This window comes from Janthinobacterium foliorum (genome assembly GCF_978021625.1).
Map to the genome: position 1 here is coordinate 174,549 of NZ_CDXDQE010000013.1, position 23,718 is coordinate 198,266.

Genomic DNA, 23,718 nt, shown 5'->3' on the forward strand with positions numbered 1-23,718 from the left:
ACCCGCCATGGCCAGCGACAAATCCCCTGCCCTTCCCGTGAAAAACGCCGGCGGCCGGCGCCTGCAGAACCGCGACCGCCTGGAGGCGGACATCCTCGAACAGGCGGTGCGCGTGTTCGCGGAAAACGGCTACGAGGGCGCATCGATCGCCACCATCGCCGAGCGGGCCGGCCTGTCGAAGCAGAACCTGATGTACTACTTCCCGTCCAAGCAGCTGCTGTACCAGCGCGTGCTCGACGACGTGCTCGACGACTGGCTGGCGCGCATGGACATGCTGGCCAGCGGGCATGACGAGCCGGGCGACGTGCTGCGCGCGTATATCGGCGCCAAGCTGCGCTTTTCGCGCGAACAGCCGTGGGCGTCGCGCGTGTACGCGCTGGAAGTGATCAACGGGGCGCCGCTGTACGGCGCGCAGATACGCGACAGGGTCGTGCCCCTGCTGCGCAAGGATATCGCCGTCTTCGAGGCCTGGATCACGGCCGGCAAGATCGCCCCCGTCAACGCCACGCACCTGATGTTCACCATCTGGGCCATGACGCAATCGTACGCGGATTTTTCAGCGCAGATGATCCTGGTGCTGGAGCGCAAACAGCTCACGCGCAAGGATTACGAAGAGGCGGAAACCCTCATCACGCACATGGTGCTGGCGGCCGTCTCCATGCCGCCGGCAGACGAAAAAAAACCGCCCTGACAGGCGGTTTTCCGAAGGAGGCGACGGCTTACGCTGCCGCCTTGTTCTTGCGGCGGCGTGCCATGAAGCCGACCAGGCCCAGGCCGGCCAGCAGCATCGCATAGGTTTCCGGTTCCGGCACGGCCGAGACATAACCGGCCACGTTGGTGGCGTTGAAATAATGATTGGCGTTGACCTGGATGTTCGACGCCCAGTTGCCCACCACCACGTTGCCGTTGATCTGGCCACCACCGCCAGCCAGGTTCGCCAGCGGCGCCAGTACGCTGCCGTACAGGCCAACGTTACTCAAGGTCAGGTTCTTCGCTTCGTAGAAGTTGTACAGGACATTGTAATTCTTAAAACCATCATAGCCGCCGCTCAAGGTCACGTCCGTGCCGCTGATGTTGAGGATCAGCGTGTCGTTCGTGTGCAGGTTGCTGAACTTGAAGTTGTTCACCGAGCCCAGGGCCGCGGAAGTCAGGTCGAACACTTGCACGTTGCCCGTGCCGCCCTTCAGGGTCATGCCGCCGTAGGCCACGGAGCTGCTGCCCGTGGATGCCACTTTCGCCAGCGAGGTCGAGGTATTTTTCAGCTGCGCCGAGGTCGAGGCGAACGACACGGGCGACGTCGTCGTCTTGGTCGCCGTGTTCAGGCCCACGCTGCTCGTCGTCGTGCTGCCGCCCACATAGTAATTGCCGTTCTTGATCGAACCGGAGCTGTAGTTCAGGTTGCCGCCGACCACCAGCGCATAGCCGGAATTGCCATGCGCAACATAGGCGTCCTTGTTCTTGTCATTGATCGAATAGCTCGATGCATTGAGATTGCCGGCGACCAGCACGCCGCCTTCGACATCGCTGCCGGACGCGCTGAAGTTGCTCAGGGAATACAAATTGGCGCCACCGATCCCCAGATCGACAACACCGGCTTGCGCGGCGCCGGCGGCGAACACGGTCGACAGAACGAGGAGGAGTGGCAATTTTGGCACGGTTGACATTTTTATTTCCAAAAAGAAAATTAACTTGACGCCAGAATATCATATTCATCGGATTTAAGATGTCGCTAGCCAACAACTTTTGTAACAATTATGAAAACATAGTTGCTTAATGGAAATCATTATCAGAGCGTTGCCCGGGAAACGCCGCTGACGTCAGGCTTACGCATGCAACAGAGGGGTAAACAGCCGCCTGTTCAAGGTTTTCAATATTGCTTAGCAACCTGGCCGACAAGTGCTACGATCGCGGCAGCGCCAGACCAGGCCGGACCACAGATTACGACATCATAAGGATGAAGCACGCATGAAACGATTGTCCCTAGGCGCACTGATGCTGGCATATGCCTGCGGCGCGCAAGCCGATGTGTTCAACATGATCGAGAACCAGCCGCTCAGCGAAACGTGGCTCAACGCGGGCTTTTATTCGTACCATTTCCAGCGCGACAAGGGCTTGAACGACAGCAACCCGGGCCTGGGCGCCGAGTACCGTTTTTCCACTGTTGCCTCGGCCACGGCCGGCCGCTTCTACAATAGCGACCGCGGGTACTCGAACTACCTGGGCGTGTATTACCAGCCCATCCAGATGGGACCGTTTCGCGTGGGCGCCGTCGTTGGTGGCTTCAATGGTTATCCGAAGATGCGCGACGGCGGCTGGTTTCCCGCCCTGGTGCCCACCATCAGCTATGAATACCAGCGCGTGGGCGTGAATATCGCCATCGTGCCGTCGTACAAGGACCGGCTGTATGGCGCCCTCAGCTTCCAGCTCAAGCTGAAAGTCTTCGAGTAACGGCCTGTCGCCGCAGATCGTCGTTCGTGCCGCCCAACATGCCATTCGTCGCAGACAGGCTGCAGGCAGGAACATGCCTGGCTATAGTTGCTTCATCGCCAGGCCATCATGACGGCAACGGCACTCAACGACGACAGGAGAGCAGCATGAAAGACATCAATTCGGCACCCGGCAGCACATCCTTTTCCGCCTTCTGGAACGAGCTGTGCGGCTATGCGCGCCAGGGCCTCGATGCCCTGGCGGCCATGTCCTGGCCCATGCTGCTCGCTTGCGCCATCGGCCTGGCCTTCGTCATCACCATCCTGCCACTGGCCCTCACGCTGTTCGTCATCTTCCTGCTGCTGAAATGGGCCGGCAATGCGGGCGGCTTCAGCTGGGACAAAAAAACGGCGCAGCCGGAACAGCCGCCCCAGGCGTGACGCGCTTGTAGGGCGGACGGGAGTGGCATATAGTGAAGCGCGGCCATGACAGGTATCAATACCCTTGCCGTCAATACCCGTCATGGTGAACGCAATGCAGCATTCACGATCGAAACTACTCCATTCCCCTACAGGAGTTTCCATATGACCACGACAGCAAAAGCCACGAGGGCCACCACCATTCCCTGCCTGCGCTACCGCGATGCGCCAGCGGCCATCGACTGGCTATGCAAGGCATTCGGTTTTGAACAACAGCTGGTCGTCCCCGACAGCGACGGCGGCATCGCCCATGCCCAGCTCAGCTATGGCAACGGCATGATCATGCTTGGCTCCGTGGTCGATGGCGAGTATGGCCGCCTGATGAAGCAGCCAGGCGAAATCGGCAATGCCAACACGCAAAGCTGCTACCTGGTCGTCAGCGACGCCGACGCCGTCTACCGCCAGGCGCGCGAAGCGGGTGCCGAGATCGTGCTCGACATCAAGGATGAAGATTACGGCGGACGCGGCTTTACTTGCCGCGATCCGGAAGGCCACATTTGGAGCCTGGGCACCTACGACCCATGGTGAAACGGAGAACAATGATCATCAGTACCATCGCCGCCGCCAGCTTCGTGCTGGCTGGCGGCTTCCTGTCCGCTCCCGTCCTCGTTGACGAACATCTCAACCGCACCCATCCCCCTTCCGGCAAGGCAGCATCGGCGGCCAGCGTGGCCCTGCACCAGAGCCTGTGGATCGCCGACCTGCACGCGGACAGCCTGCTGTGGCAGCGCGACCTGAACCGCGACAGCCAGCGCGGCCACGTCGACTTCCCCCGCCTGCAGCGGGCCAACGTGGCGCTGCAAGCCTTTTCCGTCGTCACCAAGACGCCGCGCAAGATGAATATCGAGCGCAATGGCAGCGACACGGACAACATCACGGCCTTGGTCGTGGCGCAAGGCTTGCCGCCGGCCACCTGGAACAGCCTGCTGGCGCGCGCCACTTACCAGGCCGACGAACTGCGCCAGCAAGCGGCCAGGAGCGATGGCAAGATGCGCGTCATCGGCAGCCGCGCGCAGCTGCGCAGCTTCATCGCCGCGCGCGACACCGATCAGCGCCTGCTGGCCGGCTGGCTGACGCTGGAAGGCGCGCATGCGCTGGAAGGCAAGCTGGACAACCTCGACACCTTGTACCGGGCCGGCTTCCGCATGGCCGCGCCCACGCATTTCTTCGACACGGAAATCTCCGGCTCCCAGCACGGCTTGAAAAAAGGCGGCTTGACGCCGCTGGGCAGGCAATGGCTGCGCGCCATGGAGCAGCGCAGGATGATCGTCGACCTGGCGCACGCCTCGCCGGCCACCATCGACGACGTCTTGAGCCTGGCGAAACGCCCCGTGATGGTGTCGCACACGGGCGTGCGCGGCACCTGCGCCAATGGCCGCAATCTCAGCGACGCACAGCTGAAACGCATCGCCGCCCAGGGCGGCCTGGTGGGCATCGGCTTCTGGAACACGGCCGTCTGCGGCAAGGACGTGGCGTCGATCGCGCGCGCCATCGTCTACACGGTCAAGCTGGTCGGCGCGCAGCACGTGGCCTATGGCTCGGATTTCGATGGCGCCGTCACCACCGCCATCGACGCGGCCGGGCTGCCGCGCCTGACGCAGGCGCTGCTCGACGCGGGCCTGTCGGAAGCGCAGATCCGCCGCGTCGCCGGTGAAAACGTGCGCGACTTTTTACTGCAAAACCTGCCGGACGACGACGCCTAAGCGAGTGCGTCGATCAACGCCTGGCTCGCCACCTTGCGCGGCCGGATGCGGATCAGCTTGCGGTACAGGGGCGGCATGGCGTCGCACAGCGCCAGCAGCGCGTCTTCGTCCATGGCCGGACGCACATACTGGAATTGTGCGGGATTATTTTCCGGCAGCGCCCCTTCCATCGTGGAGCCATAGGCGCCCAGGGTCATGAAACTGGCGGCGCTGTCGTCCGGGCCGATGGCCAGCACGAAGGTGCCGTGCTTGGGGTGGCACAGATAGCGTTTGATCTCGTCCTGCAGCGCCGGCGCCGCGTTCGCCATCAACTCATAGCGCAGCTGGGCGTACTGGCGCGTGCATTCCATGAACGGCGTGCGGATGGCCGATTGCGCCACTTTTCCCGGCATGCACAGCAGCAGGTTGCCGAAGGAATCGAGCAAGGCAGCCGCATCGCCCTGCCCGCCATCGCGCAGGTCCTGTTCCATGGCCGCCTGCAGGAACGGCGCCAGGCCCGCATCAGGCGCATGCGGCGCGCAGCGGTAAGTGAGGGCATCGGGATAACGCCGGCGCAAGGCGCGCACCACGGGATGCTCGAACGGCAAGGTGGCAGGGTCGCGCCGCTGCTCGTCGTCGCCGGCGTTCAGCAGCTGCATCACCTGCGCCGACGTCGATTCGAACACCAGCGAACACAGGGCCTGCGTGGCTTCGTGGATGCTTTTGCCGATGAAAAAAGACTTGGGCGCGGCGCCGGAGGGCACGCGCGCATAGTCGGTGGCGCCGCGCACGGCCGGATAGCAGAAGCTGCGCCCCGCCTGCGCCCGCAGCGGCGCCGGCAAGGCCGTGAAGATGGCGGCGCCATCGTAGTTGATGCCTGCCTTGGCGTCGGGAGCGGCCGCCACGACGTTGAAGCCGGCGGCCAAAATCGCGCCCGTGCACATGCAGCACGGGTCGAGCGAAGTGACGATGGTCAGCTCGCCGGGCGGCGGCAAGGGTGTGCCCTTGGCCCGTTCGGCAAAATACCAGTCCACCAGCTGGCGTTCGCCATGCGCGGTGGGATCGAACACCAGGCCCTGGCGCACGACGTTGTTGTGCATCGATTGCAGCACATTGCCGGCCCCATCGAGCAGCACGCCGCCCACGCCGAACGTGCCTTGCGTCTTGGCCGCCAGCGCTTCGGCCGCGGCTATCGCCACAGCGGCCTGAATGTCAATCGTCTTGTTCAAGCGGATCCTGTTACTTCATGTCCAGGTCGGAATTGCCGAAGCCGTGCGGCAGCAGCCAGCCCGCCGTCACTTCCATGATGTCGTTCTTCAGGTTCGTCAGGATCACCGGCAGGTCGGCGCCGCCCATCTCGAAGATCACCTGGCGGCAGGCGCCGCATGGCGAGATCGGTTCGGCCGTGTCGCCCGTGACAGCCAGCCTGGCGAAGTCGCCCGGCTTGCAGCCATGCGCGACGGCGCTGAAGAATGCCGTGCGCTCGGCACAGTTGCACAGGCCATAGGCGGCGTTTTCCACATTACAGCCACGGAAGACGCGGCCATCCTTGCACAGCAGCGCCGCGCCCACTTTAAAGCGCGAGTATGGCGCGTACGCCAGTTCGCGCCCTGCATTGGCTTCAGCGATCAGTTCTTGGTTGTTCATTTTTTCTGCAATACCTTTGAAATCATTAAGGCCGGGGTCAGACCCTCAACACCGCTGACACATAGTTCAGCGCTATCGCAAACGGGGTTCTGACCCCAGTTGTCGACTACGGTCGAATGGTACGGTAAATCACCGGATTGGCCGCCAACGCCACGGCGCTGATGGCATACGCATCCTGGATTTCCTTGACGGCTTGCTGCGCCGCCGCTTCCGTGCGCGCGTGCACCATGGCCAGCGGCTGGCCGACGGCCACCTGCTCGCCCAGTCCCACCAGGTCCGTCAGGCCGACGGCAAAATCGATGCTGTCCGTCGGACGGCGGCGCCCGCCACCGAGGGCGACGACGGCCAGGCCGATGGCGCGGCAATCGCGCACATTGGCATAGCCGGCGGACAAGGCCGGCGCCGGCACGACGAACGGTGCCTGTTCCAGGTGCTTGTCCGGGTTGTCGACCAGGTCGGCCGGGCCGCCCAGGGCGGACACCATGCGCGAGAAGCGCTCGGCCGCTTCGCCCGAATCGAGGACCGCCACCAGCTTGGCGCGCGCCTCTTCCTCGGTGGCGGCCAGGCCGCCCAGCACCAGCATCTCGGCGCACAGCGCCAGGGTCACTTCGTGCAGACGCGCGGGACGCGAGCGGCCCGTCAGGTAATCCATGGCGCCGCGCACTTCCAGCGCATTGCCGGCGTACGGCGCCAGCGATTCGTTCATGTCCGTCAAAATGGCCGACGTCTGCATGCCCGCGCCATTGCCCACGGCGACGATGCTCTCGGCCAGCTCCACCGATTTGTCGTAGGTCGGCATGAAGGCGCCGGTGCCCACTTTCACGTCCATCACCAGCGCGTCCAGGCCGGCCGACAGCTTCTTCGACAGGATGGAGCCGGTGATCATGGCCACCGACTCCACCGTGGCGGTGACGTCGCGGATGCTGTAGAAACGCTTGTCGGCCGGCGCCAGTTGCGCCGTCTGGCCGATGATGGCCACGCCGATCTCCTGTACCACCTTGCGGAACAGTTCATTGTCCGGCACCGTGCAGTAGCCGGGAATGGCATCGAACTTGTCCAGCGTGCCGCCCGTGTGGCCCAGGCCGCGGCCCGAGATCATCGGCACGTAGCCGCCGCACGCGGCCACCATGGGGCCCAGCAGCAGCGAGACCACGTCGCCCACGCCGCCCGTCGAATGCTTGTCGACGACGGGGCCCGGCAGGTTCAGCGTACGCCAGTCCAGCACGTGGCCGGAATCACGCATGGCCAGGGTGAACGCCACGCGTTCATCCATGTTCATGTCGTTGAAATAGACAGCCATGCCCAGCGCCGCGATCTGGCCTTCGCTGACGCTGCCGTCAGTGATGCCGCGCACGAAAAACTGGATTTCCTCGGCGCTCAGCACGCCCTTGTCGCGCTTCTTGCGGATGATTTCTTGGGTTAAAAACATGGAATAGCTCCAATAATGAGATCTGGGGTCAGTGCCTGCGGCGCTGACCCCAGCTTTGCAACGCTAGTTGTCCATCAGACGCCGTAAGGAATCCACACGTTTTTCACTTGCGACGCATGCGCCAGCACGGCGCGGCCGCCGCTTTGGGCCGCGCTGTACCAGTCGCGGCCCTTGGCGCCGCCGACCCAGGTGCGCTTCAGGGTGCCGGCCGACAGGCGCTCGACTTCCGCGCAGCCTTCCGCCGAACCGTCATGGCGCCAGACGGCGTCGATGTCGGCGTGCGTGGCCAGGGTGCGTGCCAGTTCATCGGCGTTGCCGCTGATGATGTTGACGACGCCGCCAGGCAGGTCGGACGTGTCGAACACCTGGTACAGGTCCAGCGCGGAGAGCGGATGCGCTTCCGACGGCACCACCACCACGCGGTTGCCCAGCGCGATGGCCGGCGCCACCAGCGAAATGAAGCCCAGCAAGGGTGCTTCGTTCGGGCAGACGATGCCGATCACGCCAACGGCTTCATTGAGCGCCACGGTGATGCCCTTGGTGGGCGGCTGGTGCGCCAGGCCGTCGTACTTGTCGGCCCAGGCGGCATAGTAGAACAGGCGTTCGATCGATGCCTGCACTTCCTTCTCCGGGTTTTTGCTGCCCGTCATGGCGGCGATGCGGGCGGCGAATTCGTCGGCGCGCGCTGCCAGGTTCTCGGCGATGTAGTACAGCACTTGCGCGCGGTTGTGCGCCGTGGCGCCGGTCCAGCCGGACGCCTTGTGCGCCGCCTCGACGGCGTTGCGGATGTCCTTGCGGCTGCCCACGCCCACTTCGGCCAGCAGGGCGCCGTTCGCGCCAAACACGGGGGCGCTGTAGGCGCTGTCAGGGCGCGCCTGCTTGCCGCCGATGTACATCTTGGCCGTGCGGTCGATGGCGAAGGGATCGGCGGCTGCCGGCTTCGCATTGCCCTTGGCTTTCGCTTCCACCACCGGCAGGGCCGGGCGCGCGTCTTCGGCCAGGGCCGTCATGTATTCCAACATGCCTTCGCGTCCGCCTTCACGGCCGAAGCCCGATTCGCGGTAGCCGCCGAAGCCGCACGCCGCGTCGAACTGGTTGGCGCTGTTGATCCACACCACGCCGGCCTTGATGGCGGGCGCGATGTCCAGCGCCAGGCTGATCGACTCCGTCCACACGCTGGCGGCCAGGCCGTACACCGTGTTGTTCGCCAGCTGCACCGCTTCTGGCGGCGTGCGGAAGCTCATGGCCACCAGCACGGGGCCGAAGATTTCAGCCTGCGCCACGGCGGCGGAAGTGGACGCGCCCGTGATCAGGGTCGGCGGGAACCACGAGCCGTCGGCAGGCAGTTCGCACGCCGGTTGCCACACGTCGCAGCCTTCGGCCTTGGCCGAAGCGACCAGCGCGGCGATGCGCTGGCGCTGCACGGGGTCGACCAGCGCGCCCACGTCCATCGATTTATCCAGGGGCGAGCCCAGACGCAGGTTTTCCATGCGCGCGCGCACCTTGTTCAGGAAGCGCTCCTGGATCGATTCCTGCACCAGCAGGCGCGAACCGGCGCAGCACACTTGGCCCTGGTTGAACCAGATCGAATCGACCAGGCCTTCCACGGCGCCGTCCAGGTCCGCGTCTTCAAAGACGATGAATGGCGACTTGCCGCCCAATTCGAGAGACAGCTTCTTGCCGCTGCCTGCCGTCGCCTCGCGGATCAGACGGCCCACTTCCGTCGACCCCGTAAAGGCGATCTTGTCGACGCCAGGATGGTTGACGATGGCCGAGCCCACGCGGCCGTCGCCGGTGACGATGTTGACCACGCCGGCCGGCACGCCCGCCTGCACGCACAGTTCGGCGAACAGCATGGCGGTAAGCGAGGTGAATTCGGCCGGCTTGAAGACCACCGTGTTACCGGCCGCCAGGGCCGGGGCGATTTTCCACGACAGCATCAGCAGGGGGAAATTCCACGGCACGATCTGCCCCACCACGCCCACGGCGCGGTAGTCGGCGAATTCTTCCGACTGCAGCTGCGCCCATCCCGCGTGGTGGTAGAAGTGGCGCGCGGCCAGCGGCAGGTCGATATCGCGCGTTTCGCGGATGGTCTTGCCGTTGTCCAGGGTTTCCAGCACGGCGAACAGGCGCGCATGCTTTTGCAGCAAACGGGCCAGCGCGTACATGACTTTGGCGCGGCCATGGCCGCCCATGCCCTGCCACACGGGCTGCGCGCGGCGTGCCGCTGCCACGGCGCGTTCCACGTCCGCGTCAGTGGCTTGCGTCAGTTCGGCCAGCTGCGTGCCGTCGGCAGGATTGGTCGAGGCGAACAGCTCGGCCGGCTCGCTCCAGGCATTGTCGATGAACAGGCCGAATTTGCGCTGGTGGCCGTCCAGCCACGCCTGTGCTTCTTTTTGACTTTCGGGAGCAGGGCCGTAGTCCATAGTAGTGAGAATCTCGTTAATTGTAGGCATGACGATTGTTCTTTAAGGTTGTGCGTGACGATGATTGGCCGAGTAGCTGCCGGTGACGTAGTGCTCGAGCTGGCGCTCGATGTCGGTCAGCAGGCTGGAAGCGCCGATGCGGAACAGGTGCGGCTGCAGCCATTCGTTGCCCAGTTCTTCCTTCATCAGGGTCAGGTATTGCAGCGCGCTCTTGGCCGAGCTGACGCCGCCGGCCGGCTTGAAGCCCACCTGGAAACCCGTCTGCTCGTGGTACTCGCGGATCGTGCGCACCATCGTCAGGGCCACGGGAATGGTGGCGTTCACGCCCTCCTTGCCGGTGGAAGTCTTGATGAAATCGGCGCCGGCCATCATGCACACCCACGAGGCCTTGGCCACGTTTTCCAGGGTCAGCAAGTCGCCCGTGGCGAGAATCGCCTTCACGTGCGCTTCGCCGCACGCCTTGCGGTAAGCCAGCATTTCGTCGTACAGCACTTGCCAGTTGCCGTTCAAAACGTGCTGGCGCGTGATGACGATGTCGATCTCGGAAGCGCCGGCGGCGACCGACAGTTCGATCTCGCGCAGCTTCGTTTCCATGCTCGTCAGGCCGGCCGGGAAACCCGTCGACACGGCGGCGATGGGCAAACGGCCCTGGATGACTTTCACGGCTGGGGCGATCATCTCGTGGTACACGCACACGGCGCCAGTGCTCAAGTCGGTCAGGCCCAGCGCGGCCATCAGGTCGGCGCGCAGCGGGCGCATGGCCTTCATGCACAGGCGCTCGACGCGGCCCGGCGTATCGTCGCCGCCCAGGGTGGTCAGGTCGATCATCTGGATGGCTTTCACCAGCCAGGCGGCCTGGTATTCTTTTTTCACCGTGCGGCGGTTCGCCAGGCTGGCAGCGCGGCGGTCCGTCGCGGCGCGGTTGACGCGGATCTGGTTGATCCAGCCCAGGTCGAGGCCGATGGCTTCGTTACGCTTGAAGTCGGGGTGCATGAGTGTCATAACAAGCTGGTTCCATTAGCAAGTGGTGGTACGCCAAGGTGCTTGGCGAGGGTTTGGCCAATATCGGAGAACGTCTCGGAAATACCCAGTGCGCGCGGGGCGACGCCGGGACCGAAGAAGATCATCGGAATGTGTTCGCGGGTGTGGTCGGAGCCGTGCCAGGTAGGGTCGCAGCCATGGTCGGCGGTGATCACGACCAGGTCGCCTTCCTTCAGCTTGGCCATGAATTCCGGCAGGCGCGCATCCATTTCGCGCAGCGCGTCGGCATAGCCCTCGACGTTGCGGCGGTGGCCGAAAGCCTGGTCGAAATCGACGAAGTTCACAAAAGTGAGCGACTTGTCCTGCACTTCATCGGCCGTCTTCAACAGCGCTTCGAACAGCGCCATGTTGTCGACGCCCTTGACGACGCGCGAGATGCCCTGGGTGGCGAAAATGTCGCTGATCTTGCCCAGGCCGACGACTTCGCCGCCCGCATTCTTGACGTGGTCGAGCAGGGTGGGCGCAGGTGGCGCGACGGCGTAGTCGTGGCGGTTGGAGGTGCGCGTGTAATTGCCGTTGCTGCCCGTGAACGGGCGGGCGATGACGCGGCCGATGTTGTACGGCTCGACCAGCTTGAAGGCCATTTCGCACACTGCGTACAGGCGTTCGAGGCCGAACGATTCTTCGTGCGCGGCGATCTGCATCACCGAGTCGCCCGAGGTATAGATAATCAGCTTGCCGGTGGCGACGTGTTCATCGCCATGCTTGTTGATGATGTCCGTGCCCGAGGCATGGCAGTCGCCGAGGAAGCCCGGCACGCCCGACATGGCTTTCAGCTTGTCGGTCAGGTCGGCCGGGAACGACGGCGTGGTGCGGGGGAAGTAGCCCCAGTCGAATTCGACGGGCACGCCGGCGATTTCCCAGTGGCCGCTCTGCGTGTCCTTGCCGGTGGAGCGCTCGCGCGCCGCGCCGTAGGCGCCCGTGAAACCATCGCGCTGGTCGAAGCCGGTGGCCCATTCGCCGCTGGCCAGGTGGGCGGCGGCGCCCAGGCCCAGGCGTTCCATGTTCGGGAGTTTCAAGGTCTTGCCGCTTTTGGCGACAGTGCTGGCAATATGGCCAAAGGTATTGGCACCTGCGTCGCCATACTTGGCGGCGTCTGGCGTCGCGCCAAGGCCGAAGGAATCAAGCAGGAGGATAAATGCGCGTGACATGATAAGGCTCGCTTTATGGAGTGATGCAAAGGTGATGCGGACAGTGTAGGCCGGATTTTTCCGGCCTGCCGCGCGGCAGCGCCAGTGCCTGGCGCGCCGCTGCTGCGTCAAGAAGGTGCTCAGGCTTGCGGCGTGGCCGAGACGGTGGCCAGGAAAGCCAGGATCAGCTTGACCAGGTCTTTCGCGCCGATGGCCGCGTACTTCAGGGTTTGTTCGTGCGACAGGGCGAATGGCGACATGCCTTCTGCCAGGTTGGTGATGACGGACACGCCCACCACTTTCAGGTCGCAATGACGGGCCGACACCACTTCCGGCACCACCGACATGCCGACCGTGTCGGCGCCCAGGCGGGCCATCATGCGGATCTCGGCGGCCGTCTCGAAGTTCGGGCCCGGGTAGGCGACGAACACGCCTTCATGCAGGGTGATGCCGTTCGACGCGGCCGTTTCCTTGACCAGCTTGCGCAGGTCCGCATCGTAGGCATTGGCCATGCTGAAGAAGCGCGGGCCGAAGCGGTCGTCGTTCGGGCCGACCATCGGCGTGCCTGGCAGCAGGTTGATATGGTCGCTGATGGCGACCAGGCTGCCAGCGTCCACTTCAGGACGCAGCGAACCGGCGGCGTTGGTGACGAACAGCATTTCGCAGCCCAGCAGTTTCAAGGTGCGGATGGCGCTCGTCATGACGCCCATGCCATAGCCTTCATAGAAGTGGCCGCGGCCCTTCATGCAGACGACGGCGACGCCCGACAGGGTGCCCACTACCAGCTCGCCCGCATGGCCATGCACGGTGCTGATCGGAAAGCCCGGCAATTCGTCAAAGCTGATGCTGACGGCGTCCGTCATCTGCTCGGCCAATACGCCCAGGCCGGAACCGAGGATCATCGCCACGCGCGGCTTGAAATTTTCAGGAGCGCGGGCACGGATGATTTCGGCGGCGTGGAAAGGGGCGTTGTTCGACATGGTTATCCTCTGATTGACTAATGATGATGGTTGCTGCCTGCTCGGCAGTACAAGGCAAGATGCTGCGGCCCAGGCATCGGGTATGCATGGTGCTACGGGTATATCGAAATGCGTATGGCTGCTATTGGCCGCCACTATGCATCAAACGGAATATGTATGGCAAATACCATTTTTCTTGCCCATTTATACAATTCAAATATAAATGGCCGATATTATAGTCCAGGCAAGCCCTTGCCCGCCAGCCGCCGCCAATTCCCCGCAATGCCCGGAAAATGTATGGATTCCATGGCCGGCACGCATGACGCCGCGCACGCCGGGCCTGAACTTGACACCCTCTTGACACAAGCAAGACAAATGTTTACAGTCGCAAACAAATGTTCAACCCTCAGCGAAAACCTTGTGACCGATATCAATAAAAAAGACCAGTTATATACGCTGATCCGCAACAACCCCTTCATCTCGCAGCAAGACCTGGCGAGCGAACTGGGCTTGTCGCGCTCGGCCGTCGCCGGCCATATCGCCGGACTGATCCGTGAACGTCGCCTGCTGGGACGCGCCTATGTGCTGCCCGACAGCCGTCCCGTCCTGTGCATCGGCGCCGCCAACCTGGACCGCAAGATGCGCACCCTGGCCACCTTACAGATGGGCACGTCCAATCCCGTGCGCTCGGAAGAGGTATTTGGCGGCGTGGGCCGCAATATCGCGGAAAACCTGGCCCGCTTGTCGCTGCCCGTCGCCTTGCTGACGGCGCTGGGCGACGACGCGGCCGGCCACGCCCTGCAAACGCATGCGGAAGAGGCCGGCATCGACATGCGCGGCAGCTTGCATTTGAGCAATACCAGCAGCGGCACCTACACGGCCGTGCTGGACGAACATGGCGAAATGCTGCTGGCCATGGCCAACATGCAGCTGTATGAACAACTGACGCCCGCTTTCCTGCACAGCCGCCAGCCGCAACGCGCCGCCGCCGCCCTGACCGTGTGCGACCTGAACCTGGGCCACGATAGCGTGCAGGCACTGCTGGCTGATGCGCGCCAGGACGCCGGCCAGGGCAGCAGCCTGGCCGCGCCGCTGGTCATCATCGCCGTCTCGCAGCCGAAGATGGCGCACCTGCCGCAGGACCTGGCGGGCCTGCGCCTGCTGATCCTCAACCGGGGCGAGCTGGAAACGCGCGTGGCGCGCGCCCTGCCCACGGCGTTTGATGTGCGCGCCGCCTGCCGCGAAGTACAGCGCCAGGGCGCGCGCCAGGTGATCGTCACCTGCGGCGGCGAAGGCGTGTACTTCACCGATGGCGACACGCTGGACGCCCCGATCGAGCATCTGGCCGCGCGCGAAGTGCATGCCGTCGACGTGACGGGCGCCGGCGACGCGTTTTCCGCCGCCGTCTGCTGGTCGCTGTACCACGACAGCAGCGACCTGAAGCTGGCTTGCCGGCGCGGCTTGAAGCTCGCTGCCATGACCCTCGAATCCGATGCCACCGTGTCGCCGCTGATTTCTGCCGGCGCACTCGACGATATCGACGACGCCGACCTAGCGCCGCCCCCACCTACCCTCTTTCAACAGGATTGAAGCATGACTCAACTCAATAACTTCCTCTCGTTCTCGCAAGAAGTCCTCGACGCGCGCGCCGCCGGCAAGGCCATCGTGGCGCTGGAATCGACCATCATTTCGCACGGCATGCCGTATCCGCAAAACGTGGAAATGGCGCGCGAAGTGGAACAGATCATCCGTGACGGCGGCGCCGTGCCGGCCACCATCGCCATCATCGATGGCAAGATCTGCGTGGGCCTGTCGCCCGAGCAGCTGGAATTGCTGGGCACCTCGCCCGACGCCATGAAGGTCAGCCGCCGCGACCTGCCGTTCGTGCTGTCGCAAGGCAAGCTGGGCGCCACCACCGTGGCCGCCACCATGATCTGCGCGGAACTGGCTGGCATCGCCGTGTTCGTCACGGGCGGCATCGGCGGCGTGCACCGGGGCGCGGAAACGAGCTTCGATATTTCCGCCGACTTGCAGGAACTGGCGCACACCTCGGTGGCCGTCGTCTGCGCAGGCGTGAAATCCATCCTCGACATCGGCCTGACCCTGGAATACCTGGAAACGCATGGCGTGCCCGTCATCAGCGTGGGGCAGGAAGGCTTTCCCGCCTTCTTCACGCGCGAAAGCGGCTTCAAGGCCGATTTCCGCCTGGATACACCCGCGGAACAGGCGGCCTTCATCGGCACCAAGTGGCAGCTGGGCTTGAAAGGCGGCGTGGTCGTCAGCAACCCCGTGCCCGCCGCGCAAGCCATGCCGAAGGAAGAAATCGATGCGATCACCACGCAGGCCCTGCAGGAGGCGGACGCGGGCGGCGTGAAGGGCAAGCAAGTCACGCCATTCCTGCTGTCGCGCATCAAACAGCTGACGGATGGCCGCAGCCTGGCGACGAATATCGCCCTCGTCAAGCACAATGCGCAAGTCGGCACGGCACTGGCCATTGCCATGCAGGCAGTGCTGGCACGATAATAGGAGTGCTGTAAAGAAAGCGCGCGCGCCTTGCCGGTGCGCGCGCCGTTCCATCGCCAAGCACCGCGCAACGCCAAGGAAAGCATGTCCATCGATCTGAAACAGTTAAAGTATTTTCTTGCCGTCGCCGAGGAGAAAAGCTTCAGCCGCGCCGCCGAGCGCCTGCATATCTCGCAGCCGCCCCTGAGCCAGCAGATCATGAAACTGGAAAGCGAACTGGGCGTACGCCTGTTTGCGCGCACCACGCGCACCTTCGAGCTGACCGTGGCAGGCAAGGCGCTGATGAATGAAGCGGCCGACCTGCTGGCCAAGATGCGCATGACCATCGACACCATCCGCCAGATCGACCGTGGCGAGGTGGGCCGTTTACGCGTGGGCATCGTCGGCTCGGCCATGTGGGGTCCCATCCCCAGCCTGCTGGAGGAATTCCAGACGAAATTTCCCCGCGTCAGCTGGACCATCCACGAATTCGGTCCCACGGTGCAATACGAAGCGCTGCGCGCCAAGCAGATCGACGTGGGCTTCTGGCGCGAACCCAAACTCAACGACGACGACTTGCGCCACGACAATCTGCGCCAGGAACTGTGCTTCCGCGAAAACGTCTGCGTGGCCGTCAATGAACACCATCCGCTGGCGAAAAACACGGCCATCGAGCTGATCGACATCGCCCATGAGCCCATGCTCACCCTGAACCTGGATAAATCCGCATTTCCCCGCTACCTGGTGCAATGCTGCATCAATGCCGGTTTCGAACCGGTGATCTTCCAGGAAGCAAGCGAACCGCAAACCCTGCTGGCCATGGTGGGCGCCGGCCTGGGCGTGACCCTGGTGCCGGAAACGACGAGCCGCATCGGCTGGCCCGGCGTAGTGTTCCTGCCGATCAAGACCAATCCGCCGTCGGCCAACCTGTATATCAGCTACACCACGCTCGACGACGCCCCTGTCGTGCGGGCTTTCCTGAATATCCTGAATCCCCCCACGGCTTGATACGGTTATTTATATGGCTTTCATATAAATAGTTAAACAAAAACGTATTTGTCATACATATCTGGCATGATGCATAGTGATTCGGACGCCCATCGCGGCGCCGGTTCCGTGCTTGCCTTGCCCGTCCGCTGACGGCGCATCCCAGCCCGCTCCGGCCGCCCCATTCGATGTTGTAACTATAAAAGAGACGGGGCTCAACTGTTGCACGAGCATCACACTGTCGCCGCAAAAGCATACAAGCCCAGCAATGATCTTGTGCAATACGGTGCAATGTTGATAAGGAATTATCACCTCGTGCATGAAAAACAGGCTAAATCGACCCCAAATTATATGTTTCACCTATAAAAAATATACAATATCGATCTTCCAGGAGCCAATTCATGAAACTTACACAATTTAGTTTGACGATCGCAGCCGTATTTCTGACTGCTCAAGCGTCCGCGGCTACCCCAAAACTGGGTGTCGTGTATGACGCGGGCGGCAAGTTCGACAAGTCGTTCAATCAATCCGCTTTCGAAGGCGCATCGCGCTTCAAAAAAGACACGGGCATTTCCTTCATCGAAGTACAGGCCTCGAGCGATACGCAGGCTGAGCAAGTCATGCGCGGCCTGGCCCGCAAGAAACTCGACATGATCGCCGCCATCGGCTTTGCGCAAACGCAAGCCGTGCAAAAGGTCGCCAAGGAATTCCCGAACGTGAAATTCGTGCTGATCGACGGCCAGGCCGCCGGCAGCAACGTCAATTCCGTCGTCTTCAAGGAAGAAGAAGGCTCCTACCTGGTGGGCGTGGCTGCGGCCATGGCCAGCAAGAGCAAGAAGGTCGGCTTCATCGGCGGCATCGATATTCCCCTGATCCGCAACTTCGCCTGCGGCTACGCGCAAGGCGTCAAGGCCGTCAATCCGAAGGCGGAAATCACGCAAAACATGGTCGGCACCACGTCCGGCGCCTGGAATGACCCGGCCAAGGGTGGCGAACTGGCCCGCTCGCAATTCGAGCGCGGCGTCGATGTCGTCTTCGCCGTTGCCGGCGGCAGCGGCATGGGCACCCTGCAGATGGCCAAGGAAAAAGGCAAGCTGGCCATCGGCGTCGATTCGAACCAGAACCACCTGTATCCAGGCAGCATCCTGACCTCGATGGTCAAGCGCGTCGACAACACGGTTTACGACAGCTTCATGGAAGTCAAGAACGGCACCTGGAAGGGCGGCGTCAGCTATAAAGGCTTGAAAGAAGGCGGCGTGGACTGGGCGCTCGACGCCAACAACCGCAAGCTGATCACGCCGGAAATCGAAAAGCGCGTGTTGGGTGCGCGTAAGGACATTATCGATGGCAAGATCAAAGTGATCGATTACCGCGTCGGCAGCAGCTGCCCGGTTTAATTTTTCTCCGTATCTTTTAGCGCGCCGCCGGGGCCTGTCTCCGCGCGGCGCGTTTCCATGAAACTATCCAGTTATGAACCTATGCAGCCAGCAGTAGAATTTCGCAGCATTTCCAAGCAATTTGGACATGTGAAGGCGAACGCCGACGTCAGCTTCTCCATCGCCAAGGGCAGTATCCATGGCCTGGTGGGGGAAAACGGCGCCGGCAAGTCGACCTTGATGAGCATCCTGTACGGGTACTACCGTGCCGACGGCGGAGAAATCCTGCTCGACGGAAAAGTACAGCCGATCCGCAACAGCCAGGAGGCGATCAACCTCGGCATTGGCATGGTGCACCAGCATTTCATGCTGGTCGAGAACTTCACCGTCCTCGACAATATCATGCTGGGCACGGAAGGCGGTTTTCGTTTGGCCAGCCACCGCGCCGAAGCGGAAGCCCAGCTGCGCGACATCTGCGCCCGCTACCGCCTCGACGTCGATCCGCTGGCGAAGATCGAGGACCTGTCCGTCGGCGCGCAGCAGCGCGTGGAAATCCTCAAGCAGATTTACCGCAGCGCCAATATCCTGATCCTCGACGAGCCGACGGCCGTGCTGACGGCGCAGGAAACGGCTTCGCTGTTTGAAATCCTGCGCCTGTTCAAGGAACAGGGCAAGACCATCATCCTGATCACGCACAAGCTGCAGGAGATCCTGGAAATCACCGACAACGTCACCGTCATGCGCGGCGGCACGGTGGTGGGTGCCGTGGCAACAGCCGGCACCTCGAAGGAGGAGCTGGCCAACATGATGGTCGGGCGCCCCATCCAGAGCCATCTTCCGCGCGCGCCGTACAATCCGGGCGCCACGGTGCTGGAAGTGGACGGCCTGCAACTGGCCGACGAGCAGCAGGTCAAATTGCTGGCCGATATAGGTTTCAAACTGCGCGCCGGCGAGATCGTCGCCATCGCGGGCGTTTCGGGCAATGGCCAGAGCGAACTGCTGGAAATCCTGTCCGGCATGCGCTTGCCCACGGCGGGCACGCTGCGCTTCCTGGACAAGGACTTGCCGTTTGCCAAGCGCCACGATGCCGACGGCTTGCCGCTGGCCTTCCGCGAACTGGGCATCGCCCACATTCCGGAAGACCGCCTGCGCGATGGCGTGGTGAAGAATTTCTCCGTCATGCAGAACACCATCCTCGGCTACCAGGACCGCCTGAAAAACCGCTGGGGCCTGTTCAACTTCAAGGCCATCGGCGCGCGCTGCGCGGAACTGCTGAAGACCTTCGACGTGCGCCCGGCCAATCCGGACCTGCGCATCGGCCTGCTGTCGGGCGGTAACCAGCAAAAGGTGGTGATCGCGCGCGAAGTGCTGGCGCAGCCAAAACTGATGCTGGTGGGCCAGCCCACGCGCGGCGTCGATATCGGCACCATCGAAAGCATCCATACGCAATTGCTGGCCCTGCGCGACGCGGGCGTGGCGATCCTGCTGGTGTCCGTCGAACTGGAAGAAGTGCGGGCGCTGGCCGACCGCATTCTCGTCATGTGCGGCGGACGCATCACCGGCGAACTGAAAATTGAAGAATTCGATACCACCCGCATCGGTCTGCTGATGGGGGGAATGCATAAATCATGAATAACGACTTGCCACGCTGGGCGACAGCCTTTGTCATGCCCATGTTAAACCTGCTGTCGGCCATGCTGGTCGCGGCCCTGGTGATTTATATGCTGGGCGAAGATCCGGGCGAATCGCTGGGCATCCTCGTCAACAGCGCCATCCTCAATCCGGAAGGCCTGAGCTACACCCTGTTCTACGCCAGCACCTTCATTTTCACGGGCCTGTCGGTTTCCGTGGCGATGCAGGCCGGCCTGTTCAATATCGGTTCCGAAGGCCAGATGTATATTGGCGGCCTGGGCCTGACGGTGGCCATGCTGGCCTTCGACCAGACCCTGCCCGCCTGGCTGCTGATCCCCGCTGCCATGATCGGCGCGGCCCTGTTCGGCGCCCTGTGGGGCTTCCTGCCCGGCTACCTGCAAGCCAAGCGCGGCAGCCATATCGTCGTCACCACCATCATGTTCAACTTCATCGCCGCCAGCCTGATGAACTTCGTGATCGTCAAATACCTGATCCCGCCAGGCGAGCAGAACACGGCCAGCCGCGTGTTTGCGGAAAGCGGCGAAATGCCGCGCCTCTCCACCTGGTTCCCATCCTTGGGCGACACGCCGCTGAACATCAGTTTTATTTTGGCGATCGCCGCGCTGGTGATCTACGGCGTGATGGTCTGGCGCTCGTCGTGGGGCTTCAAGCTGCGCGCCACGGGCTTGAACAAGCATGCGGCCCACTATGCGGGCGTGTCGATCAGCAAGATGATCATCATCGTCATGCTGATCTCGGGCGCGCTGGCGGGCTTGGGTTCCGTCAATTCCATCATGGGGTCGACGCATTATCTGTCGCTCAACTTCGTCGGCGGTGCCGGCTTCATCGGCATCGCCATCGCCCTGATGGGCCGTCAGCATCCGGTCGGCATCTTCCTCTCGGCCGTGCTGTTCGGCGCGCTGATCCAGGGCGGCTTCGACTTGTCGCTGGAAAAACCGAATATTCCGACGGAAACCTTCATCTTCATCCAGGGCTTGATCATCCTGTTCTGCGGCGCGATGGAAAACTTCTACGCACCGGCCATTTCCGCCCTGCTCAAGCGCACCAAAGGCTAAACCATGACACTCGACGACTTTCATTTCGCCAGCATCCTGGTATCGACCGTGCGCAATGCGCCGGTCCTGATCTTCGCCGCCATGGCCGGCCTGTTCGCCGAACGCAGCGGCATGATCGACATCGGCCTGGAAGGCAAGATCCTGGCCAGCGCCTTCGCTTCCGCCGCCGTGGCCTACACGACGCAAAACCCGTATTACGGCATGGCGGCCGGCATGCTGGTATGCGTCGCCCTGGCCCTGCTGCAGGCGTACGTCAGCATCACGCAAAAGGGCAACCAGCTGGTGGCCGGCATGGCCATCAACATCGCCATGAGCGGACTGACGTTCGTGCTGGCGCAATTCTTCTTCCAGCAAGGCGGCCGCACGCCCGACCTGGGATCGGCGCGCCTGTTCGACGTCGTCCTGCCGGGCACGCAGTACGTGGAGCATATTCCCTTCATCGGCTGGGTGTATGCCCACCTGATCGGCGGTCATTCCATCCTCGTCTACGTGGCCTTCCTGCTGATCCCGCTCGTGCACTGGCTGCTGTACCACACGCGCTTCGGCCTGCGCCTGCGCGCCTGCGGCGAAAACCCGCATGCTGCCGACTCGGCCGGCGTGAGCGTGGAAGCGACGCGCTACATGGCCATGCTGGTGGCCGGCATCCTGTGCTCGTTCTCGGGCGCCTACCTGGCCATCGTGCAAAGCGGCTTCTTCCTGCGCGACATGTCGGCCGGCGCCGGCTACCTGGCCCTGACGGCCATGGTGTTCGGCAACTGGCGCCCCGTCTATACCTTCCTGGGCTGTTTGATGTTCGGCTTCTTCGCCGCCATCCAGATCCAGATCGAAGGCGTGGACTTGCCGGTCGTGGGCCGCATCCCCGGCTCGCTGATCCAGATGGTGCCGTACGTGGTGACCGTGATCGTGCTGGCGGGCCTGATGGCGAAATCCATCGCGCCCAAAGCCATCGGTATCCCGTTCGTCAAATCGCGCTAGGAGCACCCGAGAAAATATCCGTGGCGTCGGTGCCTTGCCTCATCGTACATGCGGCAAGACGCCTAGCCCTGGGCACTTTTCAGGCTCACTATCAAATGATAAAAAAGCGCAGCCCGCGGGCTTCGCTTTTTTTACGCCTGAGCAATCTCGTCCGGCGAGAAAAAGACGGCGAGACCCAGGCTGCGCGCCACGGCCACCATCTGGTCCGCCCCCGCCGAAGCACCGCCGATGCGCAGCACGGCATCGCAATGGCTGAGCAGGCGCACCGCATGCGCGTGGAACAGTTCTTCGTACACACGATCACCCACCCGGGTGGAACCGGCCAGCGCCAGCATGGGCAAGGCCAGCCATTCACCGAGCACGGGCATGTGTCCCTTGGCATACAGGGGCAGGCAGACGGCTTGCATGGCCGCCACGTTCGCCGCCATCCGGGCGGGATCGTCGCCCGTGCCTGAACGGTAAGGGCCGGCCACGAGAATCTGCATGCCCTGCCGCATCTCTTGCGCTGGCGGCATCAAGTGCAACTGCGCATGCTGCAACAGCATGATGGTCTTGCCGTCGCAGATGCGGCCATCGGCCACCATGCGCATGGCCTGTGCCAGCGGCAACTCCAGCACCTCGATATCCTCGCCCTCCTGCGCCAGGCCGCCACCGTCGCTGATGCGGCTGGATGGATCGTATTCGGCGACAAAGAAATGCAGGCGCTCCGTCACCGAGCCGGGACTCATGAAGGCTTCGAATACCTTGTGCACATCGCCCACGGTGTACCCCGTTTCTTCCTCCACCTCGGCGCGGATGCGTTGCTCCGCGCTGGCCTCTTCCAGCAGGCCGGCCGCCGCCTCGATGAGGAAACCGTCGTGGCCTTCGCGATAGGTGGGGAAACGGAACTGGCGGATCAGGATCACCGTGCGTTTGACTTTGTTGTAGAGCAGGATGGTGGCGCCGTCGCCGCGGTCATAGGTTTCCCGCGTTTGCGTCTGCCACTGGCCATCGCGGCGCAGGTAATCGAACGTGGTCTTTTGCAGCAGATACCAGTCTTGCGACAGGGTCTGCACGCCGTGGATGCGTACCCGCTCCTGCTGCGTATTTTCTTCGCGCATCGTGTCTCCTTGTGTCTACCTACGCTTGCCTTCACCGACTTTATCATGCAAACTCGTGCAATATCAAGAAAATACAAGAAAAATCATGCTCACTCAGCAACGCAAACAATACCTGCTGGACTTGCTGCAGCGCGAAGGACAACTCGTCGCCAAGGCCGTCAGCGACGCCTTGGGATTATCGGAAGACACCATACGCCGCGACCTGCGCGAGCTGGCGAAAGACGGCCTGCTGGAACGCGTGCATGGCGGCGCCCTGCCCTTGCTGGCCCGCTCGCCCGCCCTGGTGCCGTTTGCCGGCCGCGAGCAGATTTCCCTGGAAGCCAAGCCGGCCATCGGCCGCGCGGCGGGCGCCCTGATACAAACGGGGCAAGTGGTCTTCATCGATGGCGGCACCACGGCCGTGCAGCTGGCACGCCAGTTGCCACGCGAGCTGCAGGCCACCGTCGTCACGCACAGCCCGTCGATTGCCGTCGAGCTGGTACAGCATCCGCTGATCGAGGTGCTGATGCTGGGCGGGCGCCTGTACAAGCACTCGATCGTGGGCGTGGGCGCGGCCACCGTGGAAGCCATCGGCCGCATCCGCGCCGACCTGTATTTCATGGGCGTGTCCAGCCTGCATCCGCAAGCGGGCATCACGACGGGCGATTACGAAGAAGCGTGCGTGAAGCGGGCATTCAGCGACGCTGCCGCCCGCACCGTGGTATTGGCCTCGCCGGAAAAGTTCAATACGGCTTCGCCGTTCCAGATCGTGCCCCTGGACCAGGTCAGCGACATTGTAGTGACCCGGACAACAGATGATGCGCTGGTGGCGCCTTACCGCGAGCTGGACATCAATGTGATCCTGGCATAA

21 protein-coding genes and 1 pseudogene are annotated in these 23,718 nt (G+C 63.0%); 13 read left to right on the forward strand and 9 right to left on the reverse strand.

Annotation, left to right across the window (positions count from 1 at the left end):
• The first annotated feature begins 7 nt into the window (after nt 1-7).
• A complete protein-coding gene (locus ACZ92H_RS23390; protein WP_465051202.1) occupies nt 8-691 on the forward strand; it encodes a TetR/AcrR family transcriptional regulator in 684 nt (227 codons plus the stop codon).
• A 28-nt stretch (nt 692-719) separates the two neighbouring features.
• Here the strand turns inward: ACZ92H_RS23390 and ACZ92H_RS23395 are convergent, their stop codons facing one another.
• The gene (locus ACZ92H_RS23395; protein WP_465051203.1) at nt 720-1,664 is read right to left on the reverse strand and encodes a choice-of-anchor A family protein; all 945 of its coding nucleotides are present in this window, start codon (nt 1,662-1,664) and stop codon (nt 720-722) included.
• A gap of 301 nt (nt 1,665-1,965) precedes the next feature.
• Between ACZ92H_RS23395 and ACZ92H_RS23400 the strand changes: the two genes are divergently transcribed.
• The 4 genes from ACZ92H_RS23400 (at nt 1,966) to ACZ92H_RS23415 (ending at nt 4,609) form a co-directional block, all read left to right on the forward strand.
• Nucleotides 1,966-2,448 (forward strand): hypothetical protein, encoded by a 483-nt coding sequence (locus ACZ92H_RS23400; protein ID WP_465051204.1) that lies wholly within the window; start codon nt 1,966-1,968, stop codon nt 2,446-2,448.
• Between the two features lie 146 nt (nt 2,449-2,594).
• Nucleotides 2,595-2,867, forward strand: coding sequence for a hypothetical protein (locus ACZ92H_RS23405; protein WP_465051205.1), 273 nt, complete (start codon nt 2,595-2,597; stop codon nt 2,865-2,867).
• Nucleotides 2,868-3,011: 144 nt separating this feature from the next.
• The gene (locus ACZ92H_RS23410) at nt 3,012-3,434 is read left to right on the forward strand and encodes a VOC family protein (protein ID WP_131374305.1); all 423 of its coding nucleotides are present in this window, start codon (nt 3,012-3,014) and stop codon (nt 3,432-3,434) included.
• 11 nt (nt 3,435-3,445) lie between these two features.
• Nucleotides 3,446-4,609, forward strand: coding sequence for a dipeptidase (locus ACZ92H_RS23415; protein WP_465051206.1), 1,164 nt, complete (start codon nt 3,446-3,448; stop codon nt 4,607-4,609).
• Here ACZ92H_RS23415 and ACZ92H_RS23420 read toward each other — a convergent pair.
• The 7 genes from ACZ92H_RS23420 to xapA form a co-directional block, all read right to left on the reverse strand.
• Nucleotides 4,606-5,823: a nucleoside deaminase gene (locus ACZ92H_RS23420; RefSeq protein ID WP_465051224.1), complete on the reverse strand. Its 1,218-nt coding sequence runs from the start codon at nt 5,821-5,823 to the stop codon at nt 4,606-4,608. The two genes, ACZ92H_RS23415 and ACZ92H_RS23420, sit on opposite strands and share 4 nt — an antisense overlap.
• 4 nt (nt 5,824-5,827) lie before the next feature.
• On the reverse strand, nt 5,828-6,235 hold the full coding sequence (locus ACZ92H_RS23425) for a cytidine deaminase (RefSeq protein ID WP_131374311.1): 408 nt from the start codon (nt 6,233-6,235) through the stop codon (nt 5,828-5,830).
• 106 nt (nt 6,236-6,341) lie between these two features.
• On the reverse strand, nt 6,342-7,664 hold the full coding sequence (gene deoA / locus ACZ92H_RS23430) for a thymidine phosphorylase (protein ID WP_131374313.1): 1,323 nt from the start codon (nt 7,662-7,664) through the stop codon (nt 6,342-6,344).
• 74 nt (nt 7,665-7,738) lie between these two features.
• On the reverse strand, nt 7,739-10,120 hold the full coding sequence (locus ACZ92H_RS23435) for an aldehyde dehydrogenase family protein (RefSeq protein WP_465051207.1): 2,382 nt from the start codon (nt 10,118-10,120) through the stop codon (nt 7,739-7,741).
• A gap of 12 nt (nt 10,121-10,132) precedes the next feature.
• Complete coding sequence (deoC, locus tag ACZ92H_RS23440; RefSeq protein WP_131374315.1) at nt 10,133-11,092, reverse strand: deoxyribose-phosphate aldolase; 960 nt, start codon at nt 11,090-11,092, stop codon at nt 10,133-10,135.
• Nucleotides 11,089-12,282 carry a phosphopentomutase gene (locus tag ACZ92H_RS23445; RefSeq protein ID WP_131374317.1) on the reverse strand — a complete coding sequence of 398 codons (1,194 nt, stop codon included), beginning with the start codon at nt 12,280-12,282 and terminating at the stop codon, nt 11,089-11,091. The genes deoC and ACZ92H_RS23445 overlap by 4 nt, the downstream gene beginning before the upstream one ends.
• Before the next feature lie 119 nt (nt 12,283-12,401).
• Nucleotides 12,402-13,241: a xanthosine phosphorylase gene (gene xapA, locus ACZ92H_RS23450; protein WP_131374319.1), complete on the reverse strand. Its 840-nt coding sequence runs from the start codon at nt 13,239-13,241 to the stop codon at nt 12,402-12,404.
• A gap of 399 nt (nt 13,242-13,640) precedes the next feature.
• Between xapA and ACZ92H_RS23455 the strand changes: the two genes are divergently transcribed.
• The 7 genes from ACZ92H_RS23455 to ACZ92H_RS23485 all read left to right on the forward strand — a co-directional run bounded on the left by ACZ92H_RS23455 (nt 13,641) and on the right by ACZ92H_RS23485 (nt 21,768).
• On the forward strand, nt 13,641-14,810 hold the full coding sequence (locus tag ACZ92H_RS23455; RefSeq protein WP_131374321.1) for a carbohydrate kinase: 1,170 nt from the start codon (nt 13,641-13,643) through the stop codon (nt 14,808-14,810).
• Between the two features lie 3 nt (nt 14,811-14,813).
• The gene (locus ACZ92H_RS23460; RefSeq protein WP_131374323.1) at nt 14,814-15,743 is read left to right on the forward strand and encodes a pseudouridine-5'-phosphate glycosidase; all 930 of its coding nucleotides are present in this window, start codon (nt 14,814-14,816) and stop codon (nt 15,741-15,743) included.
• Between the two features lie 84 nt (nt 15,744-15,827).
• Nucleotides 15,828-16,730: a LysR family transcriptional regulator gene (locus ACZ92H_RS23465; RefSeq protein ID WP_131374325.1), complete on the forward strand. Its 903-nt coding sequence runs from the start codon at nt 15,828-15,830 to the stop codon at nt 16,728-16,730.
• A gap of 380 nt (nt 16,731-17,110) precedes the next feature.
• Nucleotides 17,111-18,106 (forward strand): BMP family lipoprotein, encoded by a 996-nt coding sequence (locus tag ACZ92H_RS23470; RefSeq protein WP_092798098.1) that lies wholly within the window; start codon nt 17,111-17,113, stop codon nt 18,104-18,106.
• Nucleotides 18,107-18,187: 81 nt separating this feature from the next.
• On the forward strand, nt 18,188-19,717 hold the full coding sequence (locus tag ACZ92H_RS23475) for an ABC transporter ATP-binding protein (protein ID WP_465051208.1): 1,530 nt from the start codon (nt 18,188-18,190) through the stop codon (nt 19,715-19,717).
• Entirely contained in the window at nt 19,714-20,793 is a 1,080-nt protein-coding gene (locus tag ACZ92H_RS23480) for an ABC transporter permease (protein ID WP_131374329.1), read from the forward strand. Before ACZ92H_RS23475 ends, ACZ92H_RS23480 begins: the two co-directional genes overlap by 4 nt.
• A 3-nt stretch (nt 20,794-20,796) precedes the next feature.
• Complete coding sequence (locus ACZ92H_RS23485; RefSeq protein ID WP_071325225.1) at nt 20,797-21,768, forward strand: ABC transporter permease; 972 nt, start codon at nt 20,797-20,799, stop codon at nt 21,766-21,768.
• Between the two features lie 515 nt (nt 21,769-22,283).
• Here ACZ92H_RS23485 and ACZ92H_RS23490 read toward each other — a convergent pair.
• Nucleotides 22,284-22,868: pseudogene (locus tag ACZ92H_RS23490) on the reverse strand (NUDIX domain-containing protein); the annotation flags it as partial.
• Between the two features lie 85 nt (nt 22,869-22,953).
• Here ACZ92H_RS23490 and ACZ92H_RS23495 point away from each other — a divergent pair.
• Nucleotides 22,954-23,718, forward strand: a complete 765-nt coding sequence (locus tag ACZ92H_RS23495) for a DeoR/GlpR family DNA-binding transcription regulator (RefSeq protein ID WP_131374333.1) — start codon at nt 22,954-22,956, stop codon at nt 23,716-23,718.